The organism is Microbacterium salsuginis (assembly GCF_012524205.1).
GTDB lineage: Bacteria > Actinomycetota > Actinomycetes > Actinomycetales > Microbacteriaceae > Microbacterium > Microbacterium salsuginis.
The window spans coordinates 552,969-575,012 of sequence record NZ_JABACI010000002.1 but is presented as its reverse complement, the minus strand read 5'-3'; the positions used below and the strand labels follow the sequence as shown (position 1 = coordinate 575,012).

At 71.2% G+C, this 22,044-nt stretch carries 23 protein-coding genes; 12 read left to right on the top strand and 11 right to left on the bottom strand.

The genetic code is table 11. The features are described 5' to 3' along the window. Positions 1-98 precede the first annotated feature (98 nt). Positions 99-1,514: a MocR-like pyridoxine biosynthesis transcription factor PdxR gene (pdxR, locus tag HF576_RS09735; protein ID WP_425522987.1), complete on the top strand. Its 1,416-nt coding sequence runs from the start codon at positions 99-101 to the stop codon at positions 1,512-1,514. A 77-nt stretch (positions 1,515-1,591) separates the two neighbouring features. Next, positions 1,592-2,089 (top strand): carboxymuconolactone decarboxylase family protein, encoded by a 498-nt coding sequence (locus HF576_RS09730; RefSeq protein ID WP_168912593.1) that lies wholly within the window; start codon positions 1,592-1,594, stop codon positions 2,087-2,089. A gap of 138 nt (positions 2,090-2,227) precedes the next feature. On the opposite strand, the gene HF576_RS09725 is transcribed toward HF576_RS09730, so the two are convergent. The 5 genes from HF576_RS09725 to HF576_RS09705 form a co-directional block, all read right to left on the bottom strand. Further along, a complete protein-coding gene (locus HF576_RS09725) occupies positions 2,228-3,808 on the bottom strand; it encodes an AMP-binding protein (protein WP_168912592.1) in 1,581 nt (526 codons plus the stop codon). Between the two features lie 64 nt (positions 3,809-3,872). Then, positions 3,873-5,075: an acyl-CoA dehydrogenase family protein gene (locus tag HF576_RS09720; RefSeq protein ID WP_168912591.1), complete on the bottom strand. Its 1,203-nt coding sequence runs from the start codon at positions 5,073-5,075 to the stop codon at positions 3,873-3,875. Then, positions 5,075-6,127 carry a phosphotransferase family protein gene (locus HF576_RS09715; RefSeq protein WP_168912590.1) on the bottom strand — a complete coding sequence of 351 codons (1,053 nt, stop codon included), beginning with the start codon at positions 6,125-6,127 and terminating at the stop codon, positions 5,075-5,077. The genes HF576_RS09720 and HF576_RS09715 overlap by 1 nt, the downstream gene beginning before the upstream one ends. Before the next feature lie 249 nt (positions 6,128-6,376). Continuing rightward, on the bottom strand, positions 6,377-6,796 hold the full coding sequence (locus HF576_RS09710; protein ID WP_168912589.1) for an acyl-CoA thioesterase: 420 nt from the start codon (positions 6,794-6,796) through the stop codon (positions 6,377-6,379). Further along, entirely contained in the window at positions 6,796-7,443 is a 648-nt protein-coding gene (locus HF576_RS09705; protein WP_168912588.1) for a QsdR family transcriptional regulator, read from the bottom strand. Before HF576_RS09705 ends, HF576_RS09710 begins: the two co-directional genes overlap by 1 nt. 111 nt (positions 7,444-7,554) lie before the next feature. Here HF576_RS09705 and HF576_RS09700 point away from each other — a divergent pair, with 111 nt between their 5' ends. After that, entirely contained in the window at positions 7,555-8,802 is a 1,248-nt protein-coding gene (locus HF576_RS09700; protein WP_168912587.1) for an acyl-CoA dehydrogenase family protein, read from the top strand. A 51-nt stretch (positions 8,803-8,853) separates the two neighbouring features. Continuing rightward, positions 8,854-10,068, top strand: a complete 1,215-nt coding sequence (locus tag HF576_RS09695; RefSeq protein ID WP_168912586.1) for an acetyl-CoA C-acetyltransferase — start codon at positions 8,854-8,856, stop codon at positions 10,066-10,068. Between the two features lie 39 nt (positions 10,069-10,107). Here the strand turns inward: HF576_RS09695 and HF576_RS09690 are convergent, their stop codons facing one another. Beyond that, on the bottom strand, positions 10,108-11,601 hold the full coding sequence (locus HF576_RS09690; protein WP_168912585.1) for a family 1 glycosylhydrolase: 1,494 nt from the start codon (positions 11,599-11,601) through the stop codon (positions 10,108-10,110). Between the two features lie 154 nt (positions 11,602-11,755). Between HF576_RS09690 and HF576_RS09685 the strand changes: the two genes are divergently transcribed. Together HF576_RS09685 and HF576_RS09680 are read left to right on the top strand one after the other, a co-directional pair. Next, positions 11,756-12,304, top strand: a complete 549-nt coding sequence (locus tag HF576_RS09685) for a type 1 glutamine amidotransferase domain-containing protein (protein WP_168912584.1) — start codon at positions 11,756-11,758, stop codon at positions 12,302-12,304. A 9-nt stretch (positions 12,305-12,313) separates the two neighbouring features. Further along, on the top strand, positions 12,314-12,709 hold the full coding sequence (locus HF576_RS09680; protein ID WP_168912583.1) for a ChaB family protein: 396 nt from the start codon (positions 12,314-12,316) through the stop codon (positions 12,707-12,709). Between the two features lie 31 nt (positions 12,710-12,740). Here HF576_RS09680 and HF576_RS09675 read toward each other — a convergent pair whose 3' ends face one another. The 4 genes from HF576_RS09675 to HF576_RS09660 all read right to left on the bottom strand — a co-directional run bounded on the left by HF576_RS09675 (position 12,741) and on the right by HF576_RS09660 (position 15,895). Next, positions 12,741-13,199 (bottom strand): MaoC family dehydratase, encoded by a 459-nt coding sequence (locus tag HF576_RS09675; protein WP_168912582.1) that lies wholly within the window; start codon positions 13,197-13,199, stop codon positions 12,741-12,743. Then, positions 13,196-13,945: an SDR family oxidoreductase gene (locus tag HF576_RS09670; RefSeq protein ID WP_168912581.1), complete on the bottom strand. Its 750-nt coding sequence runs from the start codon at positions 13,943-13,945 to the stop codon at positions 13,196-13,198. Before HF576_RS09670 ends, HF576_RS09675 begins: the two co-directional genes overlap by 4 nt. Continuing rightward, entirely contained in the window at positions 13,942-15,072 is a 1,131-nt protein-coding gene (locus HF576_RS09665; protein WP_168912580.1) for an alcohol dehydrogenase catalytic domain-containing protein, read from the bottom strand. The genes HF576_RS09670 and HF576_RS09665 overlap by 4 nt, the downstream gene beginning before the upstream one ends. Positions 15,073-15,211: 139 nt before the next feature. After that, a complete protein-coding gene (locus HF576_RS09660; RefSeq protein ID WP_168912579.1) occupies positions 15,212-15,895 on the bottom strand; it encodes a TetR family transcriptional regulator in 684 nt (227 codons plus the stop codon). 208 nt (positions 15,896-16,103) lie between these two features. Between HF576_RS09660 and sucC the strand changes: the two genes are divergently transcribed. Together sucC and sucD are read left to right on the top strand one after the other, a co-directional pair. After that, positions 16,104-17,267 carry an ADP-forming succinate--CoA ligase subunit beta gene (gene sucC / locus HF576_RS09655; RefSeq protein WP_019180055.1) on the top strand — a complete coding sequence of 388 codons (1,164 nt, stop codon included), beginning with the start codon at positions 16,104-16,106 and terminating at the stop codon, positions 17,265-17,267. 35 nt (positions 17,268-17,302) lie between these two features. Continuing rightward, on the top strand, positions 17,303-18,205 hold the full coding sequence (sucD, locus tag HF576_RS09650; RefSeq protein ID WP_168912578.1) for a succinate--CoA ligase subunit alpha: 903 nt from the start codon (positions 17,303-17,305) through the stop codon (positions 18,203-18,205). A gap of 78 nt (positions 18,206-18,283) precedes the next feature. Here sucD and HF576_RS09645 read toward each other — a convergent pair whose 3' ends face one another. Beyond that, positions 18,284-18,514 (bottom strand): tautomerase family protein, encoded by a 231-nt coding sequence (locus HF576_RS09645; RefSeq protein WP_168912577.1) that lies wholly within the window; start codon positions 18,512-18,514, stop codon positions 18,284-18,286. A 56-nt stretch (positions 18,515-18,570) separates the two neighbouring features. Between HF576_RS09645 and HF576_RS09640 the strand changes: the two genes are divergently transcribed. From HF576_RS09640 to HF576_RS09625, 4 genes are all read left to right on the top strand, one after another. Next, entirely contained in the window at positions 18,571-19,011 is a 441-nt protein-coding gene (locus HF576_RS09640; RefSeq protein WP_168912576.1) for a nitroreductase family deazaflavin-dependent oxidoreductase, read from the top strand. Between the two features lie 186 nt (positions 19,012-19,197). Continuing rightward, on the top strand, positions 19,198-19,623 hold the full coding sequence (locus HF576_RS09635; RefSeq protein ID WP_168912575.1) for a hypothetical protein: 426 nt from the start codon (positions 19,198-19,200) through the stop codon (positions 19,621-19,623). After that, entirely contained in the window at positions 19,620-21,191 is a 1,572-nt protein-coding gene (locus HF576_RS20760) for a polysaccharide deacetylase family protein (RefSeq protein WP_168912574.1), read from the top strand. The genes HF576_RS09635 and HF576_RS20760 overlap by 4 nt, the downstream gene beginning before the upstream one ends. A gap of 36 nt (positions 21,192-21,227) precedes the next feature. Then, positions 21,228-21,971 (top strand): formylglycine-generating enzyme family protein, encoded by a 744-nt coding sequence (locus tag HF576_RS09625; protein ID WP_168912573.1) that lies wholly within the window; start codon positions 21,228-21,230, stop codon positions 21,969-21,971. Positions 21,972-22,044: the final 73 nt, after the last annotated feature.

Below are 22,044 nucleotides of genomic sequence, written 5' to 3'. Positions count from 1 at the left end.
TGCGCGATGCGGGCCTGCGATCTCGCGGCGGCCCGCTGTCGCCTCGCGCCGTGGATAGGGTCGGGACGACGCGGCGGTGCCGGGAGAGGAACGCGATGGTGACGGATGCTGCAACCGGGCTCGATCTGTACCTTCCGCTGCACGGCGGCCGGTCGGTGCGCGAGATCGAGGCCGGGCTGCGCGCACTCGTGGCCGGTGGCCGCCTCCCCGTGGGCACGCGGCTGCCGGCGTCCAGGGTACTCGCGTCCGACCTCGGCGTCGCGCGGAACACGGTGGGCGAGGTGTACGCGCGGCTCGCGGCCGAGGGCTGGCTGCAGACTCGCGTGGGGGCCGGCACGTGGGTTGCGGCGGTGCCCCGACCGGATCCTTCGCGCTCGCCGGGTGCGCAGCATCCGGCGCCGCTCGACCTGCGGGGCGGACTCGTGGACGCGAGCGACTTCCCGCATGCCGCCTGGAGCGGCCACGTGCGTCGCGCCGTCGCCGAGCTGCCCTCGGCCGACTTCGGCTATCCCGACCCGGCCGGTGTCCCCGCGCTGCGCGCGAGCCTCGCCTCGTACCTCGCGCGCACGCGGGGTGTGGTCGCCGACTTCGACGCCGTGGTGGTCGGCAGCGGGTTCGGCGACCTGCTGGGCCTGATCGCGCGCACCCTCCGGACGCGCGGGACACGTCGTATGGCCGTTGAGGAATACGGGCACGAACGCCATCGGCGCATCATCGAGGCGGCCGGTCTGCAGGTCGTGCCCGTACCGGTGGATGACGAGGGGGCGGATGTCTCGCACCTTGCCCGCCTGGATGTCGGCGGCATCCTCCTCACGCCCGCGCATCAGTTCCCGACCGGCGTGCCGCTCTCGGCTGCCCGGCGCCGTGCGGTGGTGGAGTGGGCGCGGTCATCCGGAGGGCTCGTGCTGGAGGACGACTACGACGGCGAGTTCCGCTACGACCGGCGGAGCGTCGGAGCCCTGCAGGCGCTCGCACCCGACGCCGTGGTCTATCTCGGCAGCGCGAGCAAGGCGCTCGCACCGTCGGTGGGACTGGCGTGGGCTGTCGTGCCCGCCTCGCTCCGTGACGACGTGAGAGCCCAGCGCGAGGTGTCGGGCGGAGTCCCGAGCGGACTGCACCAGCACGCCCTCAGCGGGTTCATCGATGCGTTCGAGTACGACCGGGCGGTGCGCCGGCGTCGAGCCCGCTTCCGGGCGCGACGCGAGTTCTTCGCCACACTGCTGGCCCAGCGCGCGCCGCAGCTGCAGATCGAGGGGCTCTCCGCGGGCTTGCAGTGCCTCGTCGGTGTGTCCGATGAGTCCGCCGAAGCCCGCGCCGTGGCGCGGGCGCACGAGCGCGGCGTGGCCGTGGACGGGCTGTCCTCGTTCCGCGCGGCGGATCCCCGGCACACGACGCCGACGGCTCGGTCGACGCCGGCAGGGGTCGTCGTCGGCTACGGCGCGCTGCCGCCGTCCCGTGTCGAGACCGGACTCGAAACGCTGGTCGACGCGCTCGCGGAGGCGGTGACGGCATGACCGGTGGGTGAAATGGCCCATGTGTGAGCGGATGAATTGGCCATGTTCAAAAGGGCATTGATTCCTAGCCTGGGATCATGACACTCCTCAGCGACACTCTCGTCCCCGTTTCACCCCGCCTGGACTTCGACGCCCTCGCGCCCGTGTTCTCGCGCGCCGTCAGCACGCTCGACGACGCCGCCACCGAGCAGCTCGACCTCGCCGGCATCGACTCCGGTCTGCGGGAGCTCGTGCGTCTGCGCGCCTCGCAGGTGAACGGCTGCGCCTACTGCGTCGACCTGCACGCCCGCGCCGCACGCTCCTCGGGAGTGACCGCGCAGCGCGTGGACGCGGTCGCCGTGTGGCGCGAGTCGGGCCTGTTCACGGCCGCCGAACGTGCGGCCTTCGCTCTCACCGAGGACGTCACGCGCCTGTCCGAGACGCACGTGCCGGAAGCGACCGTCACAGAGGCGGTCGCGGCGTTCGGTGAGGAGACCGCAGCGGCTCTCATCTCGCTCATCATCACGATCAACGTGTGGAACGCGATCGGCGTCACCACGCGCGCGTGGAGCGTGTCCCCGCGACCGGCCGGCTGACGCCGCCCCGCTTCGAATCGCGCACTTGTCACTTTCTCACGGCTCGTCGGTGGCAAGTGCGCGATTCGAAACACCCCGTGTGCGGGCGGGAACAGGATCCCGCGTGTTGCGCCACTCGAAGCCCGGGGACCGCGGGGGTCAGTGCACGGGCGTGAACTGCGCGACGAGGTCGCGCTTGAGCACCTTGCCGCTCGATCCCAGCGGCAGCTCGGGCAGGATGTGCACGACCCGGGGGTACTTGTATGCAGCGAGCCGGTCGCGGACGAAGGCGATGACCTCGTCCGCATCGAGGGTTGTGCCCTCGTGCGCGACGACGGCGGCGTGCACCTCCTGGCCCCGTACCTCGTCAGCCACTCCGAACACGGCGGCCACCGCGATGCCCGGATGCCGCGCGAGCACCGCCTCGACCTCGGTCGGATACACGTTGTAGCCCGAGCGCACGATCATGTCCTTCTTGCGGTCGACGATCGTGAGCACGCCGTCGACGTACGTGCCGAGGTCTCCGGTGCGGAACCAGCCATCGACGACGGCCGCGGCCGAGGCATCCGCCCGCCCGAGGTACCCCTTGAAGAGGTTGTGGCCGCGCACGACGATCTCGCCGAGCGCGCCCGGCTCGTCCTGCAGCGCGACGGCGTCCTCAGCCTCCGGATCGGCGATCGCGACGTCGACACCCCACAGCGCGCGACCGACGGTGCCGGGCCGGATCGGCTCGTGGAGCGGGTTGGACGACACGGTCGGCGCCGTCTCGGTGAGCCCGTAGCCCTCGTGCACGTCGGCGCCGAACGCCGCGCGGAACGACTCGAGCACCGCGACCGGCAGCGCGGCCCCGCCCGAGACCGCGTACCGCAACGGCGGTCGGGCGTCCGAGCGGCGCGCGGCCTCGAGCATCCCGACGTACATCGTCGGCACCGCCGTGAAGACCGTCGCGCCCAACTCGACCATCAGCGCGAGCGCCTGGTCGGGGTCGAAGCGGGGAAGAAGGACGACGGATGCTCCGACCCGCAGTGCGATGTTCATCACAGCGGTCTGCCCGAAGGTGTGGAACAGCGGCAGCCCGCCGAAGACGACGTCGTCGGCGCGCAGGTCGAACGCGTCGATCAGGGTGGTGTGCACCTGCTCCACGATCGACAGGTGCGAGCCGACCGCGCCCTTGGGCGTGCCGGTGGTGCCGCTCGTGTAGAGGATGGTCGCGGCATCCAGGGGTCCCACGGATTCGTGGCGCGCGATCGGCTGCGCTGCCGCGGCCTCGATCTCGAGGCGCGGCAGGTCGACGCCGGCATCGGCGGGAAGCAGGACGGTGACCGCCGGCACGCCGGCCGCGGCAGCGGCCGGCATCGCCTCGGCGAGCAGCGGGGCGGCGACCACGAGCAGATCGGCGTCCGAGTCCCGCAGCACGTGGGCGATCTCGTCGGCCTTGAACAGCAGATGGACGGGCACGGCGATGGCGCCGAGCGACAGCACCGCGTAGTACACGCGCGCGAAGTCGGGCACGTTCGGCACGAGCATCGCGACGCGGTCGCCCCGGCCGATGCCGCGGGCGCGGAGGGCGCCGGCGTAGGCCCGCGTCTGGTCCCACAACTCGCGGTACGACACGGTCGTGCCCGCGAAGTGGAACGCGATGCGCTCGGCGTGGCGCACGGCGGACTCGGCGAGGATGCTCGCGACCGACAGGGTCGTGAATCCCGCGCCGTCGATCGCGGGGTCGGGCTGGTGTGTCATCGCTGTCTCCTTCGACATCGGTTCGTTCTTCGGGTGCGCCGGATGCCGCGACATCCGGTGTGGGCTATTCCCGCAGCTGTGCGCGGCCGAGGCTCGCCAGGTGCACCTCGTCGGGACCGTCGGCGATGCGCAGGGAGCGCACACCGGCGTAGAGCTCGGCCAGGGGAGTGTCGGAAGAGACGCCGGCCCCGCCGTGCACCTGGATCGCGCGGTCGATGATCTGCTGCACCGCTCGGGGTACAGCGATCTTGATCGCCTGGATCTCGGTCATCGCCTGCTTGTTGCCCACGGTGTCCATGAGCCAGGCCGTCTTGAGCACGAGCAGCCGCAGCGACTCGAGCTGGATGCGGGCCTCGGCGACCCACTCGCGAACGACGCCCTGGTCGGCGAGCGTCCGTCCGAACGCGTGACGCGCGTTCGCCCGCTCGGCCATGAGATGCAGCGCCCGCTCGCCCATGCCGATCGCGCGCATGCAGTGGTGGATGCGGCCGGGTCCGAGCCGTGCCTGCGCGATGGCGAACCCGTCGCCCTCGCCGGCGATGAGGTTCGACGTCGGCACGCGCACCTCCTCGAAGGCGATCTCGGCGTGCCCGCCGTGATCGCGGTCGTCGTAGCCGAACACCGTCAACGGCCGGACGATCCGCACCCCCGGTGTGTCGCGCGGCACCAGGACCATCGACTGCTGACGATGGCGCGCAGCATCCGGATCCGTCTTTCCCATCACGATGAAGATCGCCGCGTCCGGGTTCATCGCCCCGGTCGACCACCACTTCCGCCCCGAGATGACGTAGTGGTCGCCGTCGCGGCGAATGCTGGTGCCGATGTTGGTCGCGTCGGAGGAGGCGACGTCGGGCTCGGTCATGCAGAACGACGAACGGATGCCGGCCTCGAGCAGCGGCTCGAGCCACCGCTCCTTCTGCTCCGGTGTGCCGAAGTCGTTCAGCACCTCCATGTTGCCGGTGTCGGGGGCGGCGCAGTTGAACGCCGCCGGCGCGAGACGCGGGCTCCACCCGGTGACCTCGGCGACCGGCGCGTACTGCAGGTTCGTCAGGCCCGCACCACGTGCGCCGGGCAGGAAGAGGTTCCACAGTCCCGCCGCGCGCGCCTTCTCCTGCAGCTCTCGGACCACCGGCCGCACGGTCCAGTCGCCGGGCGTCGCGGCCAGCTGCTCGTCGAGCACCGGCTCGGCCGGCAGAACATGCTCGTCGAGGAAGACGCGAGCCCGCGCGGCGTACTCGCGCGCGGTGGGGTCGGGGGCGAAGTCCATCAGCGCACTCCTTCGGCTCGGGTGGTGTCGAGGCCGGTCCGCGCGAGCGGTTCGACGAGGGCGCCCATGCGGTCGAAGCCCTCGCCGACGGTGTCGCCGGCTTGGAAGCGGTAGTGGATCCCCTCGAGGATCACCGCGAGCTTGTAGGCCGCGAATGCCCGGAACCAGCGCAGATCGGGGACGCGGATGCCGGCGCGCTCGGCGTACGCCTCGACCAGCTCGTCGAAGCCGGGGTAGCCCGCGTCGGGGTCGACGGCGCTCGGCACGACGCCCTCTCCGCCGGGCAGCGCGGCGATGTCCCAGTACATGCCGAGCATGCCCACATCGACGAACGGGTCGCCGAGCGTCGCCATCTCCCAGTCCAGGATCGCCGAGATGCGCGGCTCGTCGCCGGAGCCCACGACGAGCGCGTTGTCGAGACGGTAGTCGCCGTGCACGATCGCCGAGCGGGACGAGGAGGGGATGCCGTCGGCCAGCGCCGCCTGCAGGGTGTCGAGCTGCGGGGTCTCGCGGGAACGCGACGCGTTCAGCTGGCGGCGCCACGTCGACAGCTGCCGCTCGAGGTAGCCGTCGGGGCGACCGAAGTCCTCGAGGCCGACGGCGGCGGGGTCGACGGCGTGGAGGTCTGCGAGATGCCGCGCGAGATCGAGGCTCAGCCGGCGGAGCCCGGCCGCCGTGCAGTCGGCGTTCTGCGCCCGCCGGGCGAGCACGCGGCCCGGCGCGCGCTCCATCACGAAGAACACGGTGCCCGTGACGGCGGCGGCGTCGACGTCGTCGACGACGTCGATCGCCCGCGGCACGGGGACGGCGCTGCCGGCCAGGGCGGAGATGACGCGGTGCTCGCGGCGCATGTCGTGAGCGCTCGAGAGCACGTGCCCGAGCGGAGGACGACGCACGATCAGCGGCATCCGTGCTCCCTCCACCGCGTAGGTGAGGTTGCTGCGCCCGCCGGCGACGACGGTCGCGCGGAGGCCGCCGCCGGCAAGATCCGGGTGCGCGGCCGCCAGCCATGCAGTCAGGCCCGCGACATCCAGTCCCGGAACTCCGGTCATCGTCGACCCGCCTTCCCGCCCGTCAGCGGGCCGTCGGATCGAGCATACCGGATGGTCGGTTTGTTCGCGAATGTGGTGTCGGCCTCGTGCCATTTCGGACCCGGAAACCGGAGTATCGCGCTGTTTCCGGAGGGAGGCGCCGGGCGGGACCGGAAAGCGTGCACAAGTCCGGTTTCCGGATCCGGGAAGGGACGGATGCCGCAGCCCCTGCGCCGAACTGCCGCTGAGGCCACGTGGAGCGGGCTGGGATCAGTCGTGCGAGAGCAGCCGCGACTCGATCGCGGAGCGGATGGATGCCGGCACCGGCGTGGGCCGTCGGGTCGCGGCATCCACGAACACGTGCACGAACCGTCCCGTTGCGATCGCGTCGTCCTCGCCCGGACGGAGGATGCCGAGGGCCCAGGTCACGCTCGTGGTGCCGAGGCGCTCGATCCCGATGCCGACCTCGAGCGCCTCCGGAAAGCCCGCCGACGCGTGGAACTCGCACGACGATGCCGCGCAGAGTGCGATGGCATCGCTGCGGAGCGGATCGAGCCCGCCTTCGCGGATCATGAAGGCGTTGACGGCGGTGTCCATCGCGGCGTAGTACACGGTGTTGTTGAGGTGGCCGTACTGGTCGTTGTCGCTCCAGCGCGTCGCGAAGGGCTCGCGCACCGCGAAGTCGCCCATCACGTCTCCACGCGCAGGAGCAGGCGGAACGCGACTCGCGCCCGGTCGGCGCTCGGGGTGTCGCCCGAGATGAGGTCGGCGTACGTGAACGACTCCGACATACGCACGAGCAGGTACGCGAGCCCCGGGGGATCGATCGCGCCGCCGAGTGGTTCAGCCCCGAGGTCGCGGCGCACCAGCCACTCGGCCGTCGCGACATAGCGGCGCTGGATGGGACTCTCTTTCGTGGTCAGCAGCCGCAGCGCTCGCGCGGGCTCGCGCCGCAGGAACTGGCGGAAGTACTCGGCCGTGATCAGGTCGTCGACGAAGTGGGTCAGGATGCCGGCGATCCGCTCGCCGCCCGCACGGTCCTGGTTCGCGTGCTCGGCCTGCACGAGCGTCGGCACCGCGAGCGACCACAGCACCTCGCTCAGCAGCGCGTCGCGATTGCCGACCCAGCGGAACAGCGACGTGCGATCGACGCCGAGCGACGTCGCGAGCCCTCCCATGTCGATGCGCCGTCCGCCGATGAACGTCTCGCGGGCCGCTTCGAACGCGCGCACGGCATCGGGATGGGATGCCTCGGCCAACCGCTCCGACAGCCATGACGGCGCTGCCCGCAGGCCGACGTCGGCAATCGTCCGTGGTGGAGCGGTCGTGGTCGTCATGCCCGCACTCTACCCGGACGCGGACCTCGGACTGCAACATTCTCGGATACGTTGTGCAACATTCTGAAAGATGATGCATACTCGGAACGATCACCGACGATCGGAGAGACGATGACGTTCACCCTCACGCCGCCTCGGGTTGCGGCATCCGCCCCCGCCGACCTGCTCGACGCGGACTTCTACTCCTTTCAGCACCTGCTGACGGATGCCGAGCAGCGCGCACTGGCCGAGATCCGCGCGTTCCTCGACGCCGACGTGCGACCCCACGCCGACGACCTGTGGGAGCGTGCCGAGAGCCCGCGCCACCTCATCCCTCGGATCGCCGAGCTCGGTCTGTACGCGAACGGCTTCGCCGAGACCCGCCGGTTCGAGAACAGCGCGGTCTTCCGCGGCTGGGTGGCGATGGAGCTGTCGCGGGCCGATCCGTCGCTCGCGACGTTCATCGGGGTGCACAGCGGATTGGCGATGACCTCGATCGCCGTCGGCGGTTCGGACGAGCAGAAGGCCGAGTGGCTGCCGCCGCTCGCGGCGGGGGAGTCGGTCGCGGCGTTCGGGCTCACCGAGCCCGGCCACGGCTCCGACACTGCGCGCGGTCTCGAGACCACGGCGGAGCGCCGCGGCGACCACTGGGTGCTCAACGGCGCGAAGCGGTGGATCGGCAACGGCGCGTTCGCCGACCTGGTGGTCATCTGGGCTCGCGATCTCGCCGATCAGCAGGTCAAGGGGTTCCTGGTCCGCACGCCCGCCGCCGGCTTCACGGCGACGAAGATCGAGCGCAAGCAGTCGCTGCGCGGCGTCGAGAACGCCGACATCGTGCTCGAGAACGTCGTCGTCGCCGAGGGCGACCGGCTGCAGCGCATCGACGGCTTCCGCGACCTGGCCGTCGTGCTGCGCCTGACTCGGGCCGACGTCGCGTGGCAGGGGCTCGGCGTCGGCGTCGGCGCCTACGAGGCGGCGCTGGCGTACGCGAAGGCGCGCACCCAGTTCGGCAAGCCGATCGCCTCGTTCCAGCTCGTGCAGGAGAAGCTCGCCGTGGCGCTGTCGAACATCACTGCCTCGATCGCACTGAGCGTGCGGGTGTCGCAGATGCAGGACGAGGGCCTCCAAGCCGACCACCACTCCGCGATGGCCAAGGCCTTCGTCAGCGCCCGCATGCGCGAGACCGTCGCGCTGTGCCGCGAGATCTGCGGTGGCAACGGCATCCAGCTCGGCGGTCAGAGCCAGGTCGGGATCCCCGCGGGGTACGGCGTCGCCCGCTACTTCGCCGACGCCGAAGCCGTCTTCACCTTCGAGGGCACCTACGACATGAACTCGCTCATCGTCGGGCGCGCGATCACCGGACACTCGGCGTTCGTGTGACCCTCGGCATCCACCCCGCCGCCTGACACCGCATTCGGAAGGAACCCGCACATGACCGAGGCCTACATCGTCGCCACCGCCCGCTCGCCGATCGGCCGCGCCCGCAAGGGGTCGCTCGCGGGCATGCGGCCCGACGACCTCGCCGCACGCATGGTGGCCGCCGCCCTCGACCGGGTGCCGGGCCTCGACCCGGCACGGATCGACGACCTGCTCATGGGTTGCGGGCAGCCGGCGGGCGAGCAGGGGTTCAACATCGCCCGCATCGTCGCGGTGCTGCTCGGGTGGGACGCCGTCCCCGGCACGACGGTGAACCGCTACTGCTCGTCGTCGCTGCAGACCACCCGCATGGCGTTCCACGCGATCAAGGCGGGTGAGGGCGACATCTTCGTCTCGGCCGGCGTCGAGTCGGTGTCGCGCTACGACGCGGGAGCCTCGGACCTGCCCGGCGCCGTCAACCCACGGTTCGCCGAGGCGCTCGAGCGCACGGCAGCCAGGTCGCTGTCGGGAGCGGCGACCTGGACGGATCCGCGCGACGAAGGCGCCCTGCCCGACCCGTACATCGCGATGGGCCAGACAGCCGAGAACGTCGCGCAGCTGCACGGGGTGACGAGAGCGGAACAGGATGCTTTCGCGGCGAGGTCGCAGCAGCGCGCCGAGGCGGCGATCGCATCCGGCTTCTGGAGCCGTGACATCACGCCGGTCACGCTCGACGACGGCACCGTGGTCGCCGCGGACGACGGCCCGCGACCCGGCGTCACGCTCGAGGCGCTCGCCGGGCTCGATCCCGTGTTCCGGCCGGACGGCACCGTGACGGCGGGCAACTGCTGTCCGCTCAACGACGGCGCGGCCGCGGTCGTCGTGGTCTCGCAGCGCGTCGTGGACGAGCTCGGCCTGCAGCCGCTCGCCCGCATCGTCTCGACCGGCGTCTCGGGGATCTCGCCCGAGGTCATGGGACTCGGCCCGGTGGAGGCATCCCGTCGTGCCCTCTCGCTCGCCGGACTGTCGATCGACGACATCGACCTCGTCGAGATCAACGAGGCTTTCGCGGCTCAGGTGATCCCGTCTGCGCGCGAACTCGGCATCGATCCCGACCGGCTCAACGTGCACGGCGGCGCGATCGCGGTGGGGCATCCGTTCGGCATGACCGGAGCCCGCATCACGTCGACCCTCATCAACGGGCTCGCCGCGATCGGCGGCCGCTACGGCCTCGAGACGATGTGCGTCGGCGGCGGGCAGGGCATGGCGATGGTGCTCGAGCGCATGTGACCCGGACGGGACGCGGGCGTGCGGCTCGCACGGGTCTGGCTAGACGGGTCGAACGCCGCGCGCGGATCGGTGGGCTCGGGCGAGCTGCCCGAGCCACCGGGCACTCGGCTTGGGTGTGCGGGCGAAGGTGGTGCGGTCGATCGACACGAGGCCGAACGAGACGTCATAGCCGGAGGCCCACTCGTAGTTGTCGATGAACGTCCAGTGGCTGTAGCCACGGACGTCGAGTCCGTCGGAGATGGCGCCGACGACCGAGGCGGTCGCCCCGTCGAGGTACTCGACGCGTTCCGCGTCGTCCGCGGTCGCGACGCCGTTCTCCGTGATGAGGAGGGGGACTCCTCCGGTCGCGGACCACGCGTGGCGAAGGGCAACGCCGACGGACTCGGGCCGGAACGCCCAGTCGAGCTGTGTCCTCCGCGTGCCTGGAGCCTCGGGACCGCGCGGACCGACCGTCCAGCTCGTGTACGACTGCACGCCGACCCAGTCATCGCCGCGGGACACTTCGAGGAACGGGTCTTCCCACACGCGGGTCAACTCGGCGGCCTCAGCCTCATATCCCGGTTGCGGCTCGAACGGCTGGATCGACACCGTCCACCCGACCAAGGCATCCGTCGCGCCGCGCAGCACGTCACGGGCCTCCGTGTGCGCACGCGCCAGGCCGTCCACGATGCGCCCCTCGGGCACCGGCGACGTGGCGGCACCGAGCAGACCGCGCTGTTCCGGCTGCCGCGCCGCGATCACCGCATACGCGCCCGCCGGATCTGGGGACCGGAGCAGCTCTCCCACCCCGCCGAGGGTCGCCAGGATGTTCGGCTCGTTGATCGTCGCCACGTAACCGACATCCTCGAGGATCGGCGTGAGAAAGCGTACGTACTCGGTGAACCACGTACTCGATTCCGGTGCCGTCCATCCGCCGCTGCGCGTGAACCAGGCGGGGTGCGTGATGTGCTGCAGGACGACGAGCGGCTCGAGCCCGTGATCGCGACAGAGGCGCAGCATGTCGCGGTACCGCTCGCGCTCCGCGAGCGAATACTGACCGCGCACCGGCTCGATCCGCGCCCACTCGACGTTGAGCCGGTAGGACGTCAGCCCGAGCGACGCGGCGAGCCTGATGTCCTCCGGCCATCGACGGTAGCTGTCGAGAGCGTCACCGCTGCGCTCGGCGAAGAGCGGGATCCCGGCGTTCTCGAGCTCCCAGTAGTCGCTCGCCGAGTTGTTCCCGTCGTACTGGTGCGCCGAGGTGCCGACTCCCCACAGGAAGTCGGCGGGAAACTCCGCCGCGCGCGCGAGCTGCTCGTGGGACAGCAGATCGCCGGGCGACTCGGGCTCGGACCCGTGGGTACGCGGCGCCGGGCGCCGCCGGGCGAGATCGCGCGCGGTCTGGTCCACGCTGTAGCCCAGGTCGTCCGCCGCGCGCCAGACGGCGGCGCGTGCCGAGTCGCTCACGGCCGAAGACCCGTTCAGGACCCGGGACGCGGTCGAGCGCGACACCCCGGCGCGCGCGGCGACGTCGGTCAGACGCGGGATGGTCATGACTCGACTTTACGGCCGCGTGGCTGACTGCGACGCGCCGAACCGAGCGCGCCGCGCCACAGCCGTGCGGCCGGCGTACTCGCCTCATTCGGAAGCCACCGCAGAGCCTGTCAACCCCCTCGGGCACCCGACACCGCGCTCCTAGCGTGGAGTCATGACTGATCTGACTGGAAAGCGCGTCGCCTTCGTGGCGACCGACGGATTCGAAGACAGCGAACTCACCTCTCCTTGGCAGGCGTTGACGGATGCCGGAGCCACTGCGGTTCTCATCGCACCGAAGTCCGGCGAGATCAAGGGCAAGAAGGGCCACACGCAGTCCGTCGACCAGGTGACGGCCGACGCCGATGCGGACGACTTCCATGCGCTGGTGCTGCCCGGGGGCGTCGTCAACGCCGACCACCTGCGCATGGACGAGGCCGCGGTCGCTTTCACGAGGGCCTTCTTCGAGCAGCAGAAGCCCGTCGCGGCGATCTGCCACGCCGCGTGGACGCTCATCGAAGCGAGGGTCGTCGACGGCCGCACCCTGACGAGCTATCCGAGCCTGCAGACCGACCTGCGCAATGCGGGGGCGACGTGGGTGGACGAAGAGGTCGTCGTCGAAGATGGTCTCGTCACGAGCCGTACTCCAGACGACCTCCCCGCGTTCAACGCCAAGGTGGTCGAGGAGATCGCCGAGGGCCGTCACGCGGCTCAGTCCGCGTAGGGAGGGCGCATGCCTGCTCGCGAAGAGCTCCCCGCGACGATCAAGCGGTCGCCGCAGCACGCCCAGGACATCTGGTCGGAGACGCACGACTCGGCCGTGGAGACCTACGGAGAGGGCGAGCGAGCCCATCGGACCGCGTTCTCGGCGCTGAAGCACCAATACGAGAAGGTCGGGGACCACTGGGAGAAGAAGGAGGAGCGCGGGCCGTCGGACGAGGGCGCGATGAGTCGCGACGGTGACACGGCCGGCGGCGTCAACGCCAACGCGACCAAGAAGCATCTGCTCGACGTGGCCAAGCGCCTCGACGTGCGCGGGCGAACGCGGATGACGAAGGACGGACTCGTCGAGGCGATACAGAAGGCCAACGCACGGGAAAGCCGCAAGAGCCTCGACGTCGAGCGGTGACCGACGTGGCGGGCCGTGGCATCCGCTCGTCTCACACCTGCGGGACGAAGAGCCCGATCGTCTCGGCGACCAGGGCCGGTTTGGCGGCGCCCTCGATCTCGACCGTCGTGCGCAGGCCCACGCGGTAGCCCTGCGCACTGGACTCTGCCGAGGCCACCTCGGTCACCGCGCGCACGCGGGAGCCCACCACCACCGGCTGCAGGAACCGGACCTTGTCGAGCCCGTAGTTCACCACCATGGCCGTGCCTTCGACTGACAGCAGACCGCGCGTCAGCCGGGGGAGCAGCGACAGCGTGAGGTAGCCGTGCGCGATCGTCGCACCGAACGGACCGGATGCCGCCCGTTCGGCGTCGAGGTGGATCCACTGCCAGTCCTCGGTCGCATCGGCGAAGGCCTGGACGCGGTCCTGGTCGATCGAGAACCAGTCTCCGGTGGCACTGCTGCCCACGGCACCCGTCAGCGCGGCGGGCGAGTCGAGGACGATGCTCATGCGCGCGGACCGCCTGCCACGTACAGCACCTGGCCCGAGACGAAGCCGGCCTCCTCGGAACAGAAGAAGGATGCTGCCGCCGCGATGTCGTCGGGATACCCCGCACGCTGCACCGGGACCTCCGCGGCCCGAGCGGCGATGAAATCGTCGAACGAGACGCCCAGACGCTCCGCGGTCGCCCGCGTCATGTCGGTGACGATGAAGCCCGGGGCGATCGCGTTCGCCGTGACGCCGTAGCGGCCGAGCTCGAGGGCGAGAGTCTTGGTGAAGCCCTGCATACCGGCCTTCGCAGCGGCGTAGTTGGCCTGCCCGCGATTGCCGAGGGCAGACGTGGACGAGAGGTTGACGATGCGGCCCCACCCCTCCTTCACCTGGTGCTCCTGTACGGCCCGCGTCATGAGGAATGCGCCGCGCAGGTGCACCGACATCACGGCATCCCAGTCCTCTTCCGTCATCTTGAACAGCAGATTGTCGCGGATGATCCCGGCGTTGTTGACGAGGATCGTCGGCGCACCGAGCTCCTCGGCGACACGGGCGACGGCCCGCTCGACCGACGCCGCGTCCGACACGTCGGCGCCCACGGCGAGAGCCCGGGCCCCGGCATCCGTGATCGCCGCCACCGTGTCGGCGCACGCCGACTCTTCGAGATCGAGCACCGCGACGGCGTTGCCGTCGGCGGCGAGGCGCTGGGCGGTCGCGGCGCCGATGCCGCGCGCGGCTCCGGTGACGATGGCGATTCTGGTCATGCGTCGTTCCTTTCGAAGGTGATCAGCTGGCGCAGCTCGCCGCCGGCGGCGAGCCGGTCCATGGCGGCGTCGAGGTCGTCGAGGCCGATGCGGGACGAGACGAGCTTCTCGAGCGGCAGGCGACCCGCGCGCCACAGCTCGACGTAGCGGGGGATGTCGCGGCTGGGCACGGCCGATCCGAGATAGCTGCCGACCACGGTGCGGGCCTCGGCGGTGAGCAGGAGAGGCGACACCGCGGCGCGGGCGTCGGGCGCCGGCAGCCCCACCGTCACGGTCGTGCCGCCGGGGGCGGTGAGGGCGAGCGCGGTCTCGAACGCGCGCACCGCCCCGGCCGCTTCGATGACGACGGCGGCCCGGATGCCACGGTCCGCGGCTTCGTCAGGAGTCAGCGCCTGCGCGGCTCCGCAGTCCCGCGCCAGGTCGAGCTTGCCGGGCACCATGTCGACGCCGATGACCTCGTGCCCCTGGGCGACAGCGACCAGCAGCGCGGCCATGCCGACGCCGCCGAGTCCCACGACGACCACCGGCTCGCCCGGTGCCGGACGACCGGCGTTGATGACCGCGCCGCCGCCCGTGAGCACCGCGCAGCCGAGGAGCGCCGCGATCTCGGCGGGCACGTCGTCGTCCACCGGCACGACCGAGGCGCGACTGACCACCGCGTGCGTGGCGAAGGCCGAGACGCCGAGGTGGTGGAACACCTCCTGCGGCCCGCCAGCCGGGCCGGCGCGATGAAGGCGGATGCCGCCGCCGAGCAGCGTGCCCGCGCCGTTGGCCGCGCTGCCGGGCTCGCACGGAAGCCTGCCGTCGGTGCGGCAGCCGGCGCACGTGCCGCAGCGGGGGAGGAACGTCATCACGACCCGCGTGCCGAGCGCGAGGTCGGCGACACCGGCGCCGACCTCCTCGACGACACCCGCGGCCTCATGGCCGAGAAGCATCGGGGTCGGGCGGACGCGGTTGCCGTCGACGACGCTGAGGTCGGAGTGGCAGACCCCGGCCGCCTCGATCCGTACGAGCAGCTCGCCGGGGCCGGGCGGATCCAGGTCGAGCTCGCCGACCGAGAAGGGGCGGGACCGGGCGAAGGGCGCCTCGGCGCCCGAGCGTTCGAGTACAGCTCCGGTGATCAGCATCCGACCTCCTCGTCGTCTCGATCCATCCTGCCGTGGCGGGGGAGCCCGACGTCAGTGCCGGGTTGACACCACCATACCGACCGCGCGGTATGTTCGCGAGCCGACGTTCTGCGGGCGTCCTGAGGTGGGTGCTCCGAAATCAGGTGTCGAGCTGCTCGCGCAGGCGGCGGGCGACCTCGGCGGTGGGCATCGCGCGGGGGAACACGGCGACGACGACCTCGTCCCCGCCGGCCTCCGCCCCCTCGGGCAGGACGCCGAAACGGCGACGGGCGTCGTCGAGGGCGGCGCGCAGGATCGACACCGGCACCTTCTTGGTGCCTCGCAAGAGCTTGCGCAGCACGTGGTTGTGGATCGCGGTCACGAGGGCCGCGAAGCCGACGGCGTCGAGCGGATCCAGCCCGGGCAGCGACGCGCGGAGGTACTCGTCGAAGAGCCGCTCGTACCGGAAGACCGTGACGATCTCGCGATCCCGCAACGCCGGGACGCCACGTACGACGGCGTACCGCCGGCGCGCGAGCTCGGGGTCGGCGACGAAGTGCGTGTAGACGAGGACGGATGCTTCGCACACCGCCGCCCACGGGTCCTCGTGGGGTTTGGCCAGGAACTCGCGCAGGCGGTCGAGCTGCACCTCGTGATCGGCGAAGACCACGTCGTCCTTGCCGCCGAACTGGCGGAAGAAGGTCGAGCGCGAGACGCCGGCGGCCTGCGCGATCTGCTCCACCGAGGTCTGGTCGAATCCCTGTGCAGCGAACAACTCGAGCGCGGTGGCCACGACGGCCGCGCGAGGCGCGGCCTGGGAAGGGGCGGCAACGGTGTCGGACATCTCGGGGAGAGCCTAGTGCGCCCGCCCGCTGCCGGACGACCCGCGCGTCGGGCACGCGGGTTGTGCCCACCCAGCGGGACTGCGGGCGCGTCGCTGCGGTCGGAGGCGCCCAGCTGGCGGTAGTAGGCTGGGGCACTGGTCGATATCTCGACGTCGAGACGCTTTTCGCGTCATCCCACCCCATTCGCCACCTGCGAAGGAATGCACTGTGGATCTGTACGAGTACCAGGCACGAGACCTTTTCGAGAAGTACGAGGTGCCGGTTCTCGCCGGCATCGTCGCGGACACGCCGGAGGAGGTGCGGGCGGCAGCCGAGAAGATCGGCGGAGTCGTCGTCGTCAAGGCGCAGGTCAAGACCGGCGGCCGCGGCAAGGCCGGCGGCGTGAAGGTCGCCAAGACGCCCGACGAGGCGTACGAGGCCGCGAAGGCGATCCTCGGCCTCGACATCAAGGGCCACGTCGTCAAGCGCGTCATGGTCGCGCAGGGCGCTCGCATCGACAAGGAGTACTACTTCTCGGTGCTGCTGGACCGTGCCAACCGCTCCTACCTGTCCCTGTGCAGCGTCGAGGGCGGCATGGAGATCGAAGAGCTCGCCGTCGAGCGTCCTGAGGCGCTCGCTCGCATCGACGTGAACCCGGGCACCGGCATCGACAAGGCCAAGGCCGTCGAGATCGCCGAGGCGGCCGGCTTCGACGCCGCGCTCGTCGACAAGGTGAGCGACGTCTTCGTCAAGCTCTACAACGTCTACAAGAGCGAGGACGCGACCCTCGTCGAGGTCAACCCGCTCGTCCTGACCGAGGAGGGCGACATCATCGCCCTCGACGGCAAGGTCACCCTCGACGAGAACGCCGAGTTCCGTCACGCCGGTCACGCGCTCCTCGAAGACAAGGACGCCGCCGACCCCCTCGAGGCCAAGGCCAAGGAGAACGACCTCAACTACGTCAAGCTCGACGGTCAGGTCGGCATCATCGGCAACGGCGCGGGCCTGGTCATGTCGACCCTCGACGTCGTCGCATACGCAGGTGAGAACCACGGCGGTGTGAAGCCCGCCAACTTCCTCGACATCGGCGGCGGCGCCTCGGCCGAGGTCATGGCCGCGGGCCTGGACGTCATCCTCGGCGACCCGCAGGTCAAGAGCGTGTTCGTCAACGTCTTCGGCGGCATCACCGCGTGCGACGCCGTCGCCAAGGGCATCGTCGGCGCGCTCGCCGAGCTCGGCTCGACCGCGTCGAAGCCGCTCGTCGTGCGCCTGGACGGCAACCGCGTCGAAGAGGGCCGCAAGATCCTCCAGGACGCGAACCACCCGCTCGTGACCCTGGCCGCCACGATGGACGAGGGCGCCGACAAGGCCGCCGAGCTCGCGAACGCCTGATCCCGGCATCCGGACTTCAAAAGGACTGTAGAGAAATGTCGATCTTCCTCAACAAGGACTCCAAGGTCATCGTCCAGGGCATCACCGGCGGCGAAGGCACCAAGCACACCGCGCTCATGCTCAAGGCCGGCACCAACGTCGTCGGCGGCGTGAACGCCCGCAAGGCCGGCACCACGGTGCTGCACACCGACAAGGACGGCAACAGCGTCGAGCTGCCCGTCTTCGGCACGGTCGAAGAGGCCATCGCGGCGACAGGAGCGGACGTGTCGATCGCGTTCGTGCCGGCCGCGTTCACCAAGGCCGCGATGGTCGAGGCCATCGATGCCGAGATCCCGCTGCTCGTCGTGATCACCGAGGGCGTGCCCGTCGGCGACTCCGCCGAAGCCTGGGCCTACGCCACCGCCAAGGGCAACAAGACCCGCATCATCGGGCCGAACTGCCCCGGAATCATCACGCCCGACGAGTCGCTCGTGGGTATCACCCCGGCCAACATCACCGGCAAGGGACCGATCGGCCTCGTGTCGAAGTCGGGCACCCTGACCTACCAGATGATGTTCGAGCTGCGCGACATCGGCTTCTCGACAGCCATCGGCATCGGCGGAGACCCGATCATCGGCACGACGCACATCGATGCGCTCGCCGCGTTCGAGGCCGACCCCGAGACCAAGGCGATCGTGATGATCGGCGAGATCGGCGGCGATGCCGAAGAGCGCGCGGCCGACTTCATCAAGGCCAACGTGACCAAGCCGGTCGTCGGCTACGTCGCCGGCTTCACGGCTCCCGAGGGCAAGACCATGGGCCACGCCGGCGCCATCGTGTCGGGCTCGGCGGGCACCGCGCAGGCGAAGAAGGAGGCCCTCGAGGCCGCCGGCGTCAAGGTCGGCAAGACGCCGTCCGAGACCGCCGCCCTCATGCGCGAGATCGTCGAGGCGCTCTAGGCCCTGAGCTTCTCGAGGGGCGGATGCCGCAGCCACAGGTTCGGCATCCGCCCCTTCTCGAATCCGCCCGACGTGCCGTCATCCGCCGCTTCCGGCCAGCTTCGACAGCACACCCGCGCGGGTCTCGTCCTCGCTGGCCAGCACACCGCCGTTGGCGACATGGTCGGCCGCGACCTCTTCGAACATGATCCGCACATCCTGCCGGCGGGCGCCGAGCGCCTCGACAGCGGCGCGCGTGACCTCCTCGGCGAAGCGGCGGCGCTGATCGACCGTGCGACCGGGGAGAAGCTCGACTCTGATGTTGGGCATACCTCGACACTAGAGCGCGCGCCGAGCTCGCCCGCGGGGCGTCGTATCGTGGACGCATGCCGCTGACCGGAGAATACAAGCCGTCCACGTCCGAGTGGGCCCGCACCCAGGCCGAGAAGTACGAGGCCTCGAACGGGCAGAAGTCCAACACCCTGCGCGGAGTGCCGATCATCGTGCTCACGACCGTCGGCGCGAAGACGGGCGCCCTGCGCAAGACGGCGCTCATGCGCGTCGAGCACGACGGCCGATACGTCGTCGTGGCATCGCACGGCGGCGCGCCGGCCGAGCCGAAGTGGGCCGAGAACATGCGGCGCCAGCCGCACGTCGAGCTGCAGGACGGCGCCGACAAGCGCGACTACACGGCACGCGAGCTGTCAGGCGACGAGCGCGGCGAGTGGTGGGTGCGCGCGACCGCGGTGTGGCCCGACTACGACAACTATCAGAAGCGCACCGACCGGCTGATCGCGCTGTTCCTGCTCGAGCCCCAGGAGACCTGAGTCGCCAAATCGCGGACGGAATCGCCCGAAACGCACTCCACGCCGGGTGAATTGACGCCCCGGTCCTAGACTCGCCCCGAAGGGGGCAGTGTGGCCGGGGACTCACGCAGATCCGTCGCGCGTCGTTGGGAGATCGGCGCAGCGTGGCTGGGCGCTGCCCTGGCCGCGGCAGGAATCGTAGCGGCCGTGACGACGGCACTGCCGCCTGTTCTCGAGAACCTCGCGAGCGACGTGGCTGACGGCGTCACCGCTGTTCCGGTCGGCGACGAGGCCGAGGTCGTGGTTCCGGCGGATTGGATCGTGACGACTCACGAGGGCGACGCCGTCGCCGTACGCACGCCGGACGGTGTGCTGAGGGCCCAGCTCGAGGCGGCGGACGAAGACGCCGCCGCCATCCTCTCCGCGACGCCCGGAGTGCAAGGAGCGGCTCGCACCGAGCAGCTCGCGTCGGGGATGAGCGCCATGCACGCCGGTCTCGAGGACGGCGGATACGTCGCCGTCGTGGCGGGCCCGGACGGCGCGAACGTCCGCGTCGTGATCGAGGTGCGCGGCGGCGACATCTCGGCCTACCGGCCGGCCATCGCCCACCTTCTGGAAGGCATCCGGACGTGACCCCGCGGCGACCGGCCGTGCTCCTGCTCGCCGCGATGGCCGCCGTGCTGACGGCGTGCGCCCCGGCGGCGCGCGCTGACTGGGCGCCGCCCTCATGGGAGGCGGCCGTCGTGCACACGACGACGGCTCCGCCGCTCGTCGATGCCGGCGCCTCCGGGCCGCTCGCGACGGCGCTCGACGGAGTGCGAGTGCGCAACGACGCGGTCGGCGTGCAGGCTCGGGTGTCGGTGCTGCCCGACACGCCGCAGACGGCGGCGTTCAACGCGTCGGTGCTGCACCACGTTCGCACCGCGATCGACGCCCGAGTCGCGGCATCCGGTGTCGCCTATTCACCGGTCGCGTCGGCCGTGGGCTCCGGGATGGCCTCACGAAGGTGCGAGGCGGGGAGCACCTTCCGAGACGCTGCCGAGCTGCTCGCCGATCCCGCCTTCGGGCCGTCCGGCGGCGCCGGTTCGGCCGTGGTGTGCGACATCGTCGCGGCGCGGGGGCCGTTCATCGGTGAGAGGGTGCGCGTCGTGTCGGGAACCCCTGACGCGATCGCCGCCGATACCGCGGTGATCCTGTACGTCGACACGGCCACCGGCGAGGTCGTCACGGCCGACGCCCTCTGGACGGACGGCGCGGCCGCCACGCTCGGCTCGCACATCGTCGAGGCGCTCCGGCGAGACGCCGGCGCGCTCAGCCGGCGCCCGGCGTCGCCCGGTGACGAGGCGCAGCTGGCCGCTGTCAGCGCGGCGCTCGCGACGACGGTCCCGGATGCCGGGGGCTTCGTCGTGACCATCCCCGCGGGGTTCAGCTCACCCGAGCTCTCGGGTCTGGGCGTGCCCGCCACCACGGAGCCGATGGTGCTCGCGGTGCCGGCTGATGTCGCCGCGCCGCTCGTGGCTCCGTTCGGCGCGCGCATGCTCGCGGCGGCGGGACAGCCGTACGCGGGTCCGGCGCTCGCCCCGGCGGGGACGCGAGCCGTCGACTGCGCGCTCGTGCCCTGCGTGGCCGTGACGTACGACGACGGGCCGTCGGGGCTGACGTCGGCGATCCTCGACGAGCTGGCCGCACGGGATTCGGCGGCGACGTTCTTCGCGATGGGTGCGAACGCGCACGGATTCCGGGAGGTGCTCGCACGCATGACGCGCGAAGGCCACCAGGTCGCGAACCACACGTGGAGCCATCCGCAGCTGCCGAAGCTGACACCCGCGCAGGTGTCGGCTCAGATCGGCGACACGTCGCGGGCCCTCGAGGCCGCCTCGGGCCAGCGGATCGACAGTTTCCGCCCACCGTACGGCGAATACGATGCCGCGGTCCTCGCGGCCGCAGGCCTGCCGGCGATCCTGTGGGACGTCGACACCCTCGACTGGCAGAGACCATCCGACGAGACGCTCGTCATGCGTGCCGTGGAGCAGCCCCGTGCCGGATCGATCGTGCTCATGCACGACGTCCATCCCGGCACGGAGCGCGTGGCCGCGACGATCTTCGACGGGCTGCTCGATCGAGGGTTCACGCTCGTCACCGTCCGGCAGCTGTTCGGCGGCGATCTTCCCGCGTCCGGTGCCTGGCGTCGCGGCCCCTGACTCCGACGGGCACGCCCGCCTGGCATACTTCCCCGGATGACCGATATCGAACTCGCCCGGATTCCCGCGGGGACCGTCGCGCTGCACGATGCGCGACGCGAGCGCCGCTGGAGCGTCGAGCTCGAGACGTTCGAGATCGGCGTGTACCCCGTCACGCAGGGGCAGCTGGGCGAGCTGCTGGGGGAGACGGCGAGCCACCCGCGTCGCCCGGCGACCGACCTCAGCTGGCTGCGCGCGATCCGCTTCTGCAATGCCGCCTCGGAGTGGGAGGGGCTGGATCCCGCCTACACGTTCGAGGGAGACGAGGTCACGTGGCACGTCGACGCCGACGGGTTTCGCCTGCCGACCGAGGCGGAGTGGGAGTTCGCGTGCCGCGCGGGATCGACCGGCCCGCACTACGGCCCGCTCGCGGAGGTCGCGTGGACGAGCGCTGACGGGGTCACATCACCGCAGGACGTCGGAGCCAAGCTGCCCAATCTGAACGGGCTCTTCGACACGCTCGGCAATGTGTGGGAATGGTGCTGGGACCTGCTCGATCCGGCGCGCTATGGCGACTACCGCGTCTTCCGGGGCGGCGGCTTCGCCGACGACGCGTGGAGCGTACGGGCGTCCACGCGTCGTGGTGGCGCACCCCGCATGCACCACGACGACGTCGGTCTCCGCGTCGCACGCGGCGGATTCGATGCGGTCGACGAGGCCCAGGGCTGGTCGGCGCGCGCCGACGCCGAGCGTGCGTCGTACGACGGCCCGACCCCGCCGGGATGGACTCCGCGCCGCTGATCGCCCGAGCCGGGGCATCCGTCGATGTGGGGGTGTCACGACACGCAGCATGCTGCGGGCGTCGCCGCGTGTT

What these genes read in the sequence shown, in the direction of transcription:
- HF576_RS09690 (WP_168912585.1), bottom strand. Translation starts at nt 11,601, where the DNA reads ATGACCATCCCGCGTCTGACCGACGTCGCCGCGCGCGCCGGGGTGTCG.
- HF576_RS09715 (WP_168912590.1), bottom strand. Translation starts at nt 6,127, where the DNA reads ATGACCGGAGTTCCGGGACTGGATGTCGCGGGCCTGACTGCATGGCTG.
- HF576_RS09670 (WP_168912581.1), bottom strand. Translation starts at nt 13,945, where the DNA reads ATGACCAGAATCGCCATCGTCACCGGAGCCGCGCGCGGCATCGGCGCC.
- HF576_RS09705 (WP_168912588.1), bottom strand. Translation starts at nt 7,443, where the DNA reads ATGACGACCACGACCGCTCCACCACGGACGATTGCCGACGTCGGCCTG.
- HF576_RS09730 (WP_168912593.1), top strand. Translation starts at nt 1,592, where the DNA reads ATGACACTCCTCAGCGACACTCTCGTCCCCGTTTCACCCCGCCTGGAC.
- HF576_RS09725 (WP_168912592.1), bottom strand. Translation starts at nt 3,808, where the DNA reads ATGACACACCAGCCCGACCCCGCGATCGACGGCGCGGGATTCACGACC.
- HF576_RS09700 (WP_168912587.1), top strand. Translation starts at nt 7,555, where the DNA reads ATGACGTTCACCCTCACGCCGCCTCGGGTTGCGGCATCCGCCCCCGCC.
- sucD (WP_168912578.1), top strand. Translation starts at nt 17,303, where the DNA reads ATGTCGATCTTCCTCAACAAGGACTCCAAGGTCATCGTCCAGGGCATC.
- HF576_RS09665 (WP_168912580.1), bottom strand. Translation starts at nt 15,072, where the DNA reads ATGCTGATCACCGGAGCTGTACTCGAACGCTCGGGCGCCGAGGCGCCC.
- HF576_RS09660 (WP_168912579.1), bottom strand. Translation starts at nt 15,895, where the DNA reads ATGTCCGACACCGTTGCCGCCCCTTCCCAGGCCGCGCCTCGCGCGGCC.
- HF576_RS09695 (WP_168912586.1), top strand. Translation starts at nt 8,854, where the DNA reads ATGACCGAGGCCTACATCGTCGCCACCGCCCGCTCGCCGATCGGCCGC.
- HF576_RS09625 (WP_168912573.1), top strand. Translation starts at nt 21,228, where the DNA reads ATGACCGATATCGAACTCGCCCGGATTCCCGCGGGGACCGTCGCGCTG.
- HF576_RS09675 (WP_168912582.1), bottom strand. Translation starts at nt 13,199, where the DNA reads ATGAGCATCGTCCTCGACTCGCCCGCCGCGCTGACGGGTGCCGTGGGC.
- HF576_RS09680 (WP_168912583.1), top strand. Translation starts at nt 12,314, where the DNA reads ATGCCTGCTCGCGAAGAGCTCCCCGCGACGATCAAGCGGTCGCCGCAG.
- HF576_RS09640 (WP_168912576.1), top strand. Translation starts at nt 18,571, where the DNA reads ATGCCGCTGACCGGAGAATACAAGCCGTCCACGTCCGAGTGGGCCCGC.
- HF576_RS09685 (WP_168912584.1), top strand. Translation starts at nt 11,756, where the DNA reads ATGACTGATCTGACTGGAAAGCGCGTCGCCTTCGTGGCGACCGACGGA.
- HF576_RS09720 (WP_168912591.1), bottom strand. Translation starts at nt 5,075, where the DNA reads ATGGACTTCGCCCCCGACCCCACCGCGCGCGAGTACGCCGCGCGGGCT.
- HF576_RS09710 (WP_168912589.1), bottom strand. Translation starts at nt 6,796, where the DNA reads ATGGGCGACTTCGCGGTGCGCGAGCCCTTCGCGACGCGCTGGAGCGAC.
- HF576_RS09645 (WP_168912577.1), bottom strand. Translation starts at nt 18,514, where the DNA reads ATGCCCAACATCAGAGTCGAGCTTCTCCCCGGTCGCACGGTCGATCAG.